This is a genomic window from Ellagibacter sp., from assembly GCF_048412355.1.
GTDB lineage: Bacteria > Actinomycetota > Coriobacteriia > Coriobacteriales > Eggerthellaceae > Ellagibacter.
In genome coordinates this window covers 1-10769 of the sequence record NZ_DBFSAP010000029.1, presented here as the reverse complement: position 1 = coordinate 10769, position 10769 = coordinate 1, and the positions used below count along the sequence as shown (strand labels likewise).

The window sequence follows — 10769 nt, the reverse complement described above, 5'->3', positions numbered from 1 at the left end:
ACATAAGGGTGCTGAGCTGCCTCGAATAGTCGAATTGGGCCATGGAGTATCTTCGCCACATTCCTTGTATCTTCGCCAAATATAAATGATATGGCGAAGATACTCCATATGTGGCGAAGATACAAGGGCAGATGTCTTCCTGCGCGCAACACCCTCGGGGAGGGCTTTCGAGGCGATCCGGATGGTCGCCTTTTCTAATCTCCGAACTGTTACAATAACCATATTGATAATATACGCCCTGTAATGGCGTAGCCGTAGCCCTCGGGGAGGGCTTTCAGGATGGCTTCCGGGCGGTCGGTTTCGGCTGCCTCTTTAAATGCCTTAAGGTGTACAATAACTTCATTGATAATATATGTCCCGTATAGAACACCCTCGGGGAGGGGCTTTAGGTATGGCTTTCGAGGCGATCCGGATGGTCGCCTTTTCTAATCCCCAAAGGTGTACAATAACTTCATTGATAATATACGTCCCGTATAGAACACCCTCGGGGAGGGGCTTTAGGATGGCCAAGAAGAAGTTCACAAAGGAGCAGGAGCGGGCCTATTGGCAGGGCAAACGAGAGGCTTACATCGCCATGAGCCGCCGCATGCTCGACGAGCCCGGCTGGGAGTGGCGCGATCCACTGGCTTTCTACAGGGATATCTTTCCCGAGGGGTTCCTCCAGGAGAGGTGGGGCGATGACGGCAAGCGCAGCGAGTTCGACGGCAAGCCCAACGCCATCGCATTGAAGTTCGGCCCCAAGACCCGCAAGCAGCCCGTCAAGGGCAAGAAGGTCGACGTGCCCGTCATAGAGCGGTTCACGATAACCGACGACCTGGAGGGCGTCCCCGCCCTCGTGAAGGCGTCCATCGCCGAGAACGCCCCCGTCTACATGGCCCCGGTGTCCTGGTACGGCAGGAACAACAAGGCGGCCAACGCGCGGTTCCTGCACGCCTTCACGGTGGACCTCGACGGCGTAACCCTGGCGAAGCTCGGGAGCGTGCTCAAGCAGATGCGCAACGGGCACGACCCCGCCAACGAGAAGTGGGTGTCGATGCCGCAGGCGTCCTACATCGTCATGAGCGGGCGGGGGCTCCACCTGTACTACCTGCTCGACCGCCCAGTCCCGCTCATCCCCGCCGTCGTGCCCTTCCTGCAGCAGCTCAAGCGCAGGCTCACCGACGTGGTGTGGACCGACTACACCAGCGAGGATGGCAACGAGGGCAGGCAGTACCAGGGCATCTACCAGGGCTTCCGCATGCCGGGCACCACGACGAGGCTGAACGGGAACGGCATCGACTCCAAGGATACGAACAAGTACGAGGCCCTGGCGTTCATGTACGCGCCCGACGGGGTGATCGGGCCGCAGCGCGTGACGCTGGATTACCTGGTGGACTACTGCGGCATCCGCGGCAAGGAGATCCCCGGCGAGCTGTACCGCGTCCTGGAGACCAAGGGCGGCCGCACCCCGATCGCCGAGGCCAAGGCGAAGTGGCCGGAATGGTACGAGCGCCGGGTGGTGCAGGGCGAGGAGAAGGGAGGCTACGACACCAACCGCGGGGCCTACGAGTCGTGGCTATCCCGCATCGAGGACGAGGCCGTGGTGCACGGGCGGTACTTCGCCGTACTGGCGCTCGTGGCCTACGCCGTGAAGTGCAACGTGCCGCTGGAGGATCTGGAGCGCGACGCCTACGCGCTGGTCCCCGCCCTCGACAAGCTGAGCGACGACCCGGGCAACCGCTTCACGGACTACGACGTGGCGTGCGCGCTCTCCGCCTACGGGTCCAACGATCTAAGGTTCTGGAAGAACGAGTACATGTGCCGCCGCGCCAAGATCGCGCCGCACGAGAATAAGCGCAACGGGCGAAAGCGGGAGCAGCACGTCAAGGTGATGAACGCCGTTCGTGACGCGCTCGATCCTGGTGGAGATTGGCGTAACAAGGACGGGGCGCCGACGAAGCGCGACGAGATACGCGCCTACGCCGCCGAGCATCCCGATGCGAGCCGCTCGGCCATAGCGAAGGCGCTCGGCGTTTCCCGCACGACCGTCATCAAGTGGCTGAAGTCGGATCACGTCACGCAGCCGGGCGGCAAAGCAGAAGGCTCGACGAGCATCGAGGAAGCGGTCGACAAAGCCATCGACGATCATTTGTCGTTGATAATCGGCAAGCACGGGGAGGCCGTCATAGCCGACAGGGAGGACTACGAAAGCCAGCAATCCCTAGCGGACTTGCTCGAGGAGGCGGGCGATTGGGCGTTCGACAAGTACTGGGACCGCTTGGCGGAGAAGAACGGCAGGAGTGTCTGTAGGGTGAGCATCCAGAGCATCGTGGACGATTTTGCCCGCTCGCAACAACCGAACACGAACGACTAAATTACCGAACATATCGAAAAGAGCAATCGGTAAATAGTCGATTTATTTGCCGATTCATCGACAAGCGGAATATATAATCGCTGATAGATAGGGAAAACCGTAGACCAAATAAGGGATATTCGATTTATGGGCATCACCAAGAAAGAGCTCGCCGACGCCCTCGGGGTTTCGAAGCAGACCGTCGTGAACTACATCGACCGTCTCGGTCTCGCGCCGGAACACGTGTCGAGGGTCGGCAAGTACGACGTCCTCGATGATTTCGCCGTGTCGGCGATATCGGATGCCGTCGGCAAGAGCGTTCCTCAGCGATCGGAATCCGACGATGCTGCAGCATCAGACTCCGTCATCGCGGCCCTCAGCGATCGGATCGCCGACCTCAAGGAGCAAAACGGCAGGCTTGCTGTCGAGCTGGCCGACCTTCGGGCCTCGCGAGACAGGGAAGTCGAATCGCTTCGCATGCAGCTGAACGACGCAAACCGCCGAGCCGCCGAGCTCGCCGATCGTGTCGCGACTATAGCTGAGCGCCAGCAAGCGATCGCGGCGACTCCATGGTGGAAGCGCGGCCGCATCGCCATGAAGCTTCTCGGGCCTGGAAGCGAATAGGAAAGCGCCGTTGCCGGCGCTTTCGGTTCGCGTTGCGTTTTGCTTTTCCGTCAGCTGACGGCGGCGAGGATCTCGGCCGCCTTCTCGAGTGCCGCGTCGCGCATCAGCACCGACTTCTTGACGCCGGCGGCCTTGGCGGCGCGGGCGATCATGTCCGCGCCCGACGCCGGGCACTTGAACGACAGCGACGACGTCGCCTCGTTCGCCAGCTTCGGCCTTCCTGGCTTGATCGGGCCGTCGAACGCGTATCCATCGGGAAGCTCCCCGGCGTCGTATGCGGCGCACCACTGCTCGATCATCTCGCGCGTAACCTTGAACCCGCCTTCTGCGGCCGGCAGGCTGTCCATCGTGATAGCCATCGCCCTACCTCCCGTTCTCGCCGTACTCGCGCTTGAACTTCGCCCCGACGGGCGACTTCGCGTGGAAGATGACGAACTGGCTCCCGGTCGAGTACGCGATCATCTCCACGTCGCGGTTGCCGATGCGGCCGAACGCCATGTAGTGGGGCGGCCACTTGTCCTTGCGGACCATGCGCCAGCTTCCCTGCGCCCCCATCCAGGCGCGCTCGACCTCTTCCTTGGTGAAGCCGTGCTTCGTGGCCGACTCGACGGCCACGGCCGGTCTTTTCGCGTCTTCCACGCCGTCCTCTTCGCTCGGTGATTAGTATTACTTTATTCTACTACCTTATTGTGCGAAGCGCAATGCGGCGCAGCGGGCCTACCCTTCCAACGCCTTCTTCACGGCCGCGGCATCGGCCTTCTTCGCCTCGCGTCCGGCCCTCTCCCAGGCCCGCACGGCCTCGTCGGTCGAGGTTGAGGATGCCGTTCCGAGCGTGGTAACATGGGGGGTACACCGGCAAAGCCCGCGGGTAGTGAACCGAGATCGGACGGCGCAGGTCGTTTACATCAACGGGCGGTAGCTGGAGCTACCGCCCGTTCTTTTTGTCGTCGGCGTCTGCTCAAGGATTGATGCCAGGGAGTTAGGTGATTCCGATATGGAGCGCATGACCTACAAAGGATTCACTTCCATGCCGAAATACAGTGCGGAAGACGACATGTTCTACGGAACGGTGGACGACGTCGACGCCGTGGTCATGTACGATTCCGAGACGGCCGCGGGCCTTGAAACGGCCTTCACGGAAGCCGTCGACGACTACCTCGACGCGACCGACGCCGCCGAGATCAGGTTCCTGGTCGACGCGGAGACGCTCGGCTGGCTTGAGAGGGAGTCGGCCCGCACCGGCATAAGCCTCGAGAAGGTCGCAAGCGCCATGCTGCGCAAGGCCTGCAGCGAGACGCCGGCGCTAGGCGCGCCGGGCACAACCGTTCCCGCCGGCCGCGCAATGGCCTTGGCGCAGCAACGCAAGGATTGATGCCAGGGAGTTAGGGGGTTCCGATATGGAACGCATGGCCTACAAAGGGTTCGAATCGACCCCGAAGCACGATGAGGAGGAGGGCGTTTTCTACGGCCTGGTGGACGGCATCGACGGCCTTTGCGAGTACGAGTCGGAGACCGCGGAGGGCGTCGAGAAGGCGTTCCGCGACGCCGTCGACGACTACCTCGACGCATGCCGGGAGAGTGTTGCGATGCAGGGAGGTGCTCGCCATGCGTGAAATCTGCCCGGCGTGCGGCAAGGACATGGTCGTGACCACGGAGGCGTTCGAGGTCAACGGGGACGCCGTGCGCGGCATCCCCCACCTCTTGTGCCGAAGCTGCGGCGAGGCGACCTTCACCCCAGAGCAGCTGGACATGGTGTTCGGCTACCGAACCGCGCAGAAACAGCTGAAGGCGGATGCAATGCAAGGAGGCGGTCGGCGATGATCGACGTGGAGAAGTACTACGGGCACATCGACGATTGTTTAGTCAGCGATCCCGTGTGAGAGGCGAGCCGGGATGAAGCATTTCTTCATGGAGATAGACGGCATGACCGTCACATATGGCGACATCGTCAAAGGGCGGCTGTGCGACACGGTCCCCTATTACGTCGAGCGCGACAACGGCGAAGGGGACTTCGATTTCGCCCAGGGCTCGCTCCCGACCTGCACTCCCGTCAAGAGCAAGGGTTTCGCCGAATCGGAGCTGTGGGACATCGAGTCCTTCATGAGGGACAACATGCACAACATCTACGACCAGATCCGCGGCGAGGGGGCATGGGCATGACGCCGATATGCTTCCGCGATGGCGATGAATCCAATGGGTATCCGAAGCCCATGGACCCAAAGGACGTCGAAGCGAGAATCGTCGGCAAAGCCGACGAGCGTGGCCGCACCGTGCTTCCCGCCGAGGAGTACTGCGAGGAGGACGACGTCTATGACGAGCTCTACCCCGCGCCCGCAAGCCATGATCTGTAAAACCCCAGGTCAGCCCAGCAGTCGGAAAATCTGACTGCTGGGTTGACCTGGGGTTTTGCTTTCGGCTGTTTCGGCCGTTTTCGGCGCTGCCGTCGATTTCCGCCAGGACGCGCTCCTACCGCTTCGGAAAAAATTTCAAAAATTTCTCGCCTCGCGCGCCCGCGTCTTTATAACGCGGGCGCGTTTTCGTATGACGCGCAGGCGGGCGCGCGCGGTGGCACGCCGGGACGGCCCCGCCAAGACTTTCGCTTCGATTTTTTAACGCGTAGCATGCGCCGCAACAGCCCGCAGACGGCGCGGGCGGCGATGAAGGAGGTGCCGAGATGTTGAAGATCAGGGTCCAAGGCCTGCCCGAGGAGGTGGCCGAGTTCGCGGACGCGCTGGAGGCCGTCGGCTGCGTTTTGGAGCTCAGCGAGCCGTACGCCAACAGGGGCTGGAGCCGCTATGTCCGCGTCTACATCGACGCTCAGAAACCCGCAGCCGACCCCGGGAGTCTTGCGAAAAAGGAGGGGAGAGCGATGAGCGAAAACGAGGACGTCCCGCTGCCGGACGAGGAGCTGGAGTGGCGGCGCGAGGCCGAGCGCATCGCCGAGATGCGACGCCGGGCGCGCCTGCGCTGCCCCGCCTGCGGGCGGGCCGTCGCCGATACGGTCGACGAGGCGCGGGAAGCCTGCCTGAGAGACGGCCTGTGGCACGAGGGGGACGACCGCGTGATCCTGTGCCCCTCGTGCAAGCGCGAGCGCGACGAGGCGCGGGAGCGGGCGCACCGCGTCGCGCTCGAGGAGCGGCGGGCGGCGCTGGCGGCCGCCGCGAAGGAGCCCGTGCCCCGCGTCGAGGGGCCGCTTCCCAAGACCATCGTGCTCGACACCGAGACGACCGGCCTGCACGGCTGGAGCGACCACCTGCTCACGGTGGGCATAGTCGACGGAGATGGGGCGGAGGTGGCCAGCTTCAAGATCTGCCCGCCCGCCGAGTGCTGCGAGTGGCCGGAGGCCGAGCGCGTCAACGGCATCGCGCCGGCCGACACGGTGGCGTGGCCGGCGATCGAGGACGTGCGACCGGAGCTGCAGCGCATCCTCGACGCCGCCGAGACGGTCATCGGCTACAACGTCGGATTCGACCTCGAGTTCCTTCGGCACGCGGGCGTCGCGCTGCCGGACTGCGAATACGTGGACGTCATGGCCCTGTTCGCGCCGGTCTTCGGGTTGCGGGACGACTTCCACGGCGGCTGGCGCTGGCAGACGCTGGCCACCGCTGCCGCGTACGTGGGCCACGACTGGGGTGCGGAGGGGCCGCACGACGCGCTGGCCGACTGCCGCGCCACCCTGGCCGTGCTGCGCTGGCTCGAGGCTCACGAGGGCGAGGAGGTGGGCCGCCGCGAACAGGGCGCGCGCCGCGCCGCCGCATGGAGGCGGCTCGACGCGGCCGAGGCGGCGAAGATGTAACGAACGGGCCGTTCGATGTAGCGAACGGCCCTTTTCCCTGTCTCGCGCCTTTGCCGGGGTTCACGCAGAACGGCCTGCCGTCGACCTCGATCGGCTCGAAGTTGCCGCCCGGCCGCGCCAGGCCTGGAAGCGGAACAAGGCGGGGTAGGCTGCTCCGTCGCCGATGCCTCCGATACCCCCGAAACGATGCCCGACGACCCCTGTCCGGTTACCGGTTCCTTGCGCCCGCCGCCTCTCCGCCAGCTCGCGCGCGAAGGCGTCCTCGCCCATCCGTCTCGCCTGGCGAAAAATCGTTGGTTACAGGATAAGGACGTACGACGCGAAGCGTCTATATTGCGATTTTCGGCAAGCCGAAAACGGGTTTGAGCAGGCTCAACGCAAAATCTGAAAGCTGTAAGACGGGCCGATTTCGCGTGCTACAAATCATACGTGGGCTGTAGCACAGATTTCGAGAAAACAATCGATGAGCTGCGGAAACGAAAATTTTGCTATGTGCTACAGCAAATTAGCGCGACCTGGGAAAACGCATCGATAACGCCTGGTCGGAAGCGTGCTACAAAATTCAGCTGACCCAGGGCCTTTCGAGGCCTTCCAGGCTGCCGTTTCCAAGCGCCGGCGGTGGTTCTGCGGTCGTACCGCATCCAGAAGAAGGCGATCTGCGAAAACGAAACGGACGTACGTGCTACAAAGCGTGCTACACCCACGAATGAAAATGTGCTACAGATTCGTGTTTTCGCAGATAAAACGCGTGCTACAAGTTTTTGCTGAGATTAGCGAATTTCTTGGCTTCTTCAACTGCCTGTTTCCGTTCATCTTGGCGGCGCCGGTGACCGGCTGCGGCGCCGTTTGCTCACAGTACAATGTCGAGCGGGGACGCTTCGCCGCCTGGGCAGCACCACCGCTTAGGAGGTCTGACCATGGATGCAAACACCATCAACGCGACGTGCAACGTTTTACTGGTGGTAATCGGAATCATCGGACTTTTGCTGGTGAGGAAGGAATGACAACGGCGAACCGCGATTTGGCAAAGAAGAAGCCGGGACACCCTGGAAAGTAGCCCGGCTTTGACGATGTAGAACGCTGCCCAGCGCACTGGGGCGTCCTCGCTGCGTATTCTAGCAAGCGCCGGGACGGCTGGCAAACGCCCGCCGCTCAAGGAAGGACGGCCCGTCTATGATCGATCTGGTCGCGTACTACGCGAAAAGGAAGGACAAGGCGCTGGAAGACGGCGACAAGAGGCTCGCCGCGAGCTACGCGCACCTGGAGGAGGCCGAGCGTATCGCGCGGTCGGGCAAGCTGCCCGATCGCGAAAGCGCGCTGCTGTCCCCCAGCATCGCGTTCATCTGCCTTCATGCGGGCGGGCTCGTCTCCGAGTGCGGCAACTGCGGGTGCCTCGTCGACGAGCACTGGGACTTCTGCGCCCGCTGCGGCGCGCACTTTATGGACCGCAGGTACGTCGCCGAGTTCGGCGACCTCGACGTTTGATGCGCGGGGTGCGTCGGGCAAGATCGGCCGACGGCTTTCGAAGGACAAGTGACGGCAAACCGCGATTCGAGCCATGAAAAAAGCCAGGTGACCGTGGAAAGCACCCTTGCTTAATACCGTCGAGAAACGCCGCCCAGTGCGCGGGCCTTGTCATCAAAGCCTGCGCTTTGCGGTTTCGTGAGAGCGAATGACGCGTTTGCGCGATCATCCGTCCGTTGTCGCGTTTCGGGCAGACGGCCTGGTTTCGACGGATCCTCTCACGATGTACTCGCCGTGCAGCGTTTCGTCCTTGTTGAGAAAGTACATGTACTCGACACGGACTTCGTCGCCGATGCTTAGATCGTCGAACGATATGATTCTATGCTCGATCCTTTCGGAAAAGCCGAACGTGTACATGTTTCCGCTGTCCAGCCCGTACCCTGGAGTTGCTATTTCGATTTCAGCGATTTCCGAGTCTCTGTCTAAAGAAACAATGGTGCCGTCTGCGAATAGCAAGACGTTAGCCATGCTCCCCGTGGAGCTTGTGTCGCTGCTTGCTGTTTCTTTCTTTTTGATATCGGTCACGTTTTCGAAGCTCTCCTGATTTGTTGTGGTGGTCGTGCTGTTGTTGCCATTTGTCGTAACCGCAATGAGGGAAACCGAAATCAAAGCGGCTACGACAAACGCTATGGCTAGGACTGGTACGATGCGGGCACGATTCGACATATCAGAAGAAGAACGCTCCTATTCGATCTCTGAACTGTTAGAACAACTATCAGTTGATGAACTCGAGTGTTTCACCAGGAAAAACGCCGTTTTTATATTTTGAATCGAAGTACCCGGCCCTTACCCGCTGGCCTATTTTCGCGCTTCGAATCGACGATGGCGACACCTGGCATACGCCTGTATATTCGACGACTATGGTTTCGCCGCCATATTTTTGGTTGCCGTCAAGGTTGATCGTCGTTGTAAGCGCGTCTTCGTCGATGTCGGTTATTTCTCCCGTACTAAACGTTATGCACGACATCGGACCGCCGCTCGTCAAGCCATCTTCCACCGGCATCTGATTCGCTCCCGTTTCATCGTTTGCTGAAGTGCATCCGCTTATCGTTGATGCGATAACAGCTGCTGCGGCGAGCTTTACGAATGTCCTTCTGTCCATAGGTGTTTCCCCTTCTGCGAAGGTAGGTCTTTATGGCATGCAGGGATTCGAATCCTTTTATGAGGATAAACGGGAAACGCTGCTTGGTTTGAGCCAGGTTAAAAGGTCTCGGCAAACGGTTTCTGGGCCCTATGTCATAGTCCCGTATAGAACACCCTCGGGGATGGCTTTCAGGATGGCCAAAAAGAAGTTGACGGCGAGATCCGCCGCGAGATGGCCTTCGATGACACGTTCGGCGAGCCCGACGACGCCGTTCCTAGCGTTTGCGATATGCGGTAGACCTCGCCGAGCCCGTTTTCTCGATGGTCCCATCATCTTGGAGCTTCTTGAGGACGCGCTCGACCGTTCGCTTGCTTATGGACGGGTTCGCATCCATGATGTCCCGCTTCGTTGCTGCGCCGACGAGCTGCTCGAAATATGCGCGCAGCATGCCTTCGCCGCCTTTGGGGCCCGCTGCAATGGCGAATCTCCTGTCAAGCTCCTTGTAGCAGGCCGTCATCACGCCGAGCATGTAGGTCACGAACGGGGTGTAGTCGTTCTCGCCATCCTGCCACCCGGCGGAGCTTGCGCCGAGCGCCTCATAGTACGTTTCCTTCGATCTTTCGATTTCCTTTTCGATCGATACGTATTTTCCGACCGTGTATCCGCATCGGTATAGGAGGAGCAGGGTGAGCAGCCTGCTCATGCGCCCGTTCCCGTCGTTGAACGGGTGGATGCTCACGAAATCGAACACGAACACCAGCGACACGAGGACGGGATCGTACGTTCCGGCTTCGATTTGCGCTCGGTATTCCCTGCAGATGGCGTCTACCGCCGCCGGGGTCGCGGCGGCGCTCGTAGGCCTGAACCTTGCGACCATCTCCCCGCTGGCCGACCTCTCGGCGATCACGTTGTCGGAATCCTTCCACCTTCCTGCGAACGAGTCGCCAGTGAACCTGTACAGGTCGCGATGGAGCTGCAGGATCACGCCGGGTGTCACGGGCACGGCATCGTGCCTTTCGTGGATCGTGTCGAGCACGAACCTGTATCCGGCTATCTCGCGCTCGTCTCGATTCTTCGGTTCGGCCTTCTCGGCCATCAGGTCGCGAAGCCTTTTGTCCGAGGTCGCGATGTTCTCGATTTTGTTTGACGCGCTCGTGCTCTGTATTTTCGCGACCTCGACGAGGCTTTCCAGCACGTCCGGCCTCGTCGCCTCGTAAAGCGCTTGTTTTCCGCGGTGCTCCCTCATATCGCCGATAGACGACATGATTTCGGGCGACATAAGGGTGCTGAGCTGCCTCGAATAGTCGAATTGGGCCATGGAGTATCTTCGCCACATTCCTTGTATCTTCGCCAAATATAAATGATATGGCGAAGATACTCCATATGTGGCGAAGATACAAGGGCAGATG

Annotated in this window: 15 protein-coding genes; 10 read left to right on the top strand and 5 right to left on the bottom strand. The window is 61.0% G+C overall.

The annotated features are described in order from the left end of the window. Positions 1 to 502: 502 nt before the first annotated feature. The gene (locus ACMRQN_RS03975; protein WP_418733916.1) at positions 503 to 2353 is read left to right on the top strand and encodes a hypothetical protein; all 1851 of its coding nucleotides are present in this window, start codon (positions 503 to 505) and stop codon (positions 2351 to 2353) included. Positions 2354 to 2479: 126 nt separating this feature from the next. Beyond that, positions 2480 to 2956 (top strand): hypothetical protein, encoded by a 477-nt coding sequence (locus ACMRQN_RS03970; protein WP_418733915.1) that lies wholly within the window; start codon positions 2480 to 2482, stop codon positions 2954 to 2956. Between the two features lie 50 nt (positions 2957 to 3006). Here the strand turns inward: ACMRQN_RS03970 and ACMRQN_RS03965 are convergent, their stop codons facing one another. Then, positions 3007 to 3315: a hypothetical protein gene (locus tag ACMRQN_RS03965; protein ID WP_042437092.1), complete on the bottom strand. Its 309-nt coding sequence runs from the start codon at positions 3313 to 3315 to the stop codon at positions 3007 to 3009. Between the two features lie 4 nt (positions 3316 to 3319). Beyond that, positions 3320 to 3595 (bottom strand): hypothetical protein, encoded by a 276-nt coding sequence (locus ACMRQN_RS03960; RefSeq protein WP_418733914.1) that lies wholly within the window; start codon positions 3593 to 3595, stop codon positions 3320 to 3322. Positions 3596 to 3983: 388 nt separating this feature from the next. Here ACMRQN_RS03960 and ACMRQN_RS03955 point away from each other — a divergent pair, with 388 nt between their 5' ends. The 8 genes from ACMRQN_RS03955 (at position 3984) to ACMRQN_RS03920 (ending at position 8237) form a co-directional block, all read left to right on the top strand. Next, complete coding sequence (locus ACMRQN_RS03955; protein ID WP_418733913.1) at positions 3984 to 4328, top strand: hypothetical protein; 345 nt, start codon at positions 3984 to 3986, stop codon at positions 4326 to 4328. 25 nt (positions 4329 to 4353) lie between these two features. After that, positions 4354 to 4569, top strand: a complete 216-nt coding sequence (locus tag ACMRQN_RS03950; RefSeq protein WP_418733912.1) for a hypothetical protein — start codon at positions 4354 to 4356, stop codon at positions 4567 to 4569. Further along, positions 4562 to 4777, top strand: coding sequence for a YgiT-type zinc finger protein (locus ACMRQN_RS03945; RefSeq protein ID WP_418733911.1), 216 nt, complete (start codon positions 4562 to 4564; stop codon positions 4775 to 4777). The genes ACMRQN_RS03950 and ACMRQN_RS03945 overlap by 8 nt, the downstream gene beginning before the upstream one ends. A 72-nt stretch (positions 4778 to 4849) precedes the next feature. Beyond that, positions 4850 to 5116 carry a hypothetical protein gene (locus tag ACMRQN_RS03940; protein WP_418733910.1) on the top strand — a complete coding sequence of 89 codons (267 nt, stop codon included), beginning with the start codon at positions 4850 to 4852 and terminating at the stop codon, positions 5114 to 5116. Next, on the top strand, positions 5113 to 5307 hold the full coding sequence (locus ACMRQN_RS03935; protein ID WP_418733909.1) for a hypothetical protein: 195 nt from the start codon (positions 5113 to 5115) through the stop codon (positions 5305 to 5307). Before ACMRQN_RS03940 ends, ACMRQN_RS03935 begins: the two co-directional genes overlap by 4 nt. A 323-nt stretch (positions 5308 to 5630) precedes the next feature. Further along, the gene (locus ACMRQN_RS03930) at positions 5631 to 6752 is read left to right on the top strand and encodes an exonuclease domain-containing protein (protein WP_418733908.1); all 1122 of its coding nucleotides are present in this window, start codon (positions 5631 to 5633) and stop codon (positions 6750 to 6752) included. Between the two features lie 727 nt (positions 6753 to 7479). Continuing rightward, complete coding sequence (locus ACMRQN_RS03925) at positions 7480 to 7809, top strand: hypothetical protein (RefSeq protein WP_418733907.1); 330 nt, start codon at positions 7480 to 7482, stop codon at positions 7807 to 7809. 116 nt (positions 7810 to 7925) lie between these two features. After that, on the top strand, positions 7926 to 8237 hold the full coding sequence (locus ACMRQN_RS03920) for a hypothetical protein (protein ID WP_417053470.1): 312 nt from the start codon (positions 7926 to 7928) through the stop codon (positions 8235 to 8237). 204 nt (positions 8238 to 8441) lie between these two features. On the opposite strand, the gene ACMRQN_RS03915 is transcribed toward ACMRQN_RS03920, so the two are convergent. The 3 genes from ACMRQN_RS03915 to ACMRQN_RS03905 form a co-directional block, all read right to left on the bottom strand. Further along, positions 8442 to 8801 (bottom strand): hypothetical protein, encoded by a 360-nt coding sequence (locus ACMRQN_RS03915; RefSeq protein WP_147269333.1) that lies wholly within the window; start codon positions 8799 to 8801, stop codon positions 8442 to 8444. A gap of 190 nt (positions 8802 to 8991) precedes the next feature. Then, on the bottom strand, positions 8992 to 9378 hold the full coding sequence (locus ACMRQN_RS03910) for a twin-arginine translocation signal domain-containing protein (RefSeq protein WP_114621275.1): 387 nt from the start codon (positions 9376 to 9378) through the stop codon (positions 8992 to 8994). A gap of 256 nt (positions 9379 to 9634) precedes the next feature. Continuing rightward, positions 9635 to 10678 carry a Fic family protein gene (locus ACMRQN_RS03905; RefSeq protein WP_418733906.1) on the bottom strand — a complete coding sequence of 348 codons (1044 nt, stop codon included), beginning with the start codon at positions 10676 to 10678 and terminating at the stop codon, positions 9635 to 9637. Positions 10679 to 10769 lie beyond the last annotated feature (91 nt).

Excerpts from the sequence above, each read along its gene's own strand:
- ACMRQN_RS03965 (WP_042437092.1), bottom strand. The coding sequence starts at position 3,315 with ATGGCTATCACGATGGACAGCCTGCCGGCCGCAGAAGGCGGGTTCAAG.
- ACMRQN_RS03910 (WP_114621275.1), bottom strand. The coding sequence starts at position 9,378 with ATGGACAGAAGGACATTCGTAAAGCTCGCCGCAGCAGCTGTTATCGCA.
- ACMRQN_RS03945 (WP_418733911.1), top strand. The coding sequence starts at position 4,562 with ATGCGTGAAATCTGCCCGGCGTGCGGCAAGGACATGGTCGTGACCACG.
- ACMRQN_RS03930 (WP_418733908.1), top strand. The coding sequence starts at position 5,631 with ATGTTGAAGATCAGGGTCCAAGGCCTGCCCGAGGAGGTGGCCGAGTTC.
- ACMRQN_RS03920 (WP_417053470.1), top strand. The coding sequence starts at position 7,926 with ATGATCGATCTGGTCGCGTACTACGCGAAAAGGAAGGACAAGGCGCTG.
- ACMRQN_RS03975 (WP_418733916.1), top strand. The coding sequence starts at position 503 with ATGGCCAAGAAGAAGTTCACAAAGGAGCAGGAGCGGGCCTATTGGCAG.
- ACMRQN_RS03970 (WP_418733915.1), top strand. The coding sequence starts at position 2,480 with ATGGGCATCACCAAGAAAGAGCTCGCCGACGCCCTCGGGGTTTCGAAG.
- ACMRQN_RS03905 (WP_418733906.1), bottom strand. The coding sequence starts at position 10,678 with ATGGCCCAATTCGACTATTCGAGGCAGCTCAGCACCCTTATGTCGCCC.
- ACMRQN_RS03950 (WP_418733912.1), top strand. The coding sequence starts at position 4,354 with ATGGAACGCATGGCCTACAAAGGGTTCGAATCGACCCCGAAGCACGAT.
- ACMRQN_RS03935 (WP_418733909.1), top strand. The coding sequence starts at position 5,113 with ATGACGCCGATATGCTTCCGCGATGGCGATGAATCCAATGGGTATCCG.
- ACMRQN_RS03955 (WP_418733913.1), top strand. The coding sequence starts at position 3,984 with ATGCCGAAATACAGTGCGGAAGACGACATGTTCTACGGAACGGTGGAC.
- ACMRQN_RS03940 (WP_418733910.1), top strand. The coding sequence starts at position 4,850 with ATGAAGCATTTCTTCATGGAGATAGACGGCATGACCGTCACATATGGC.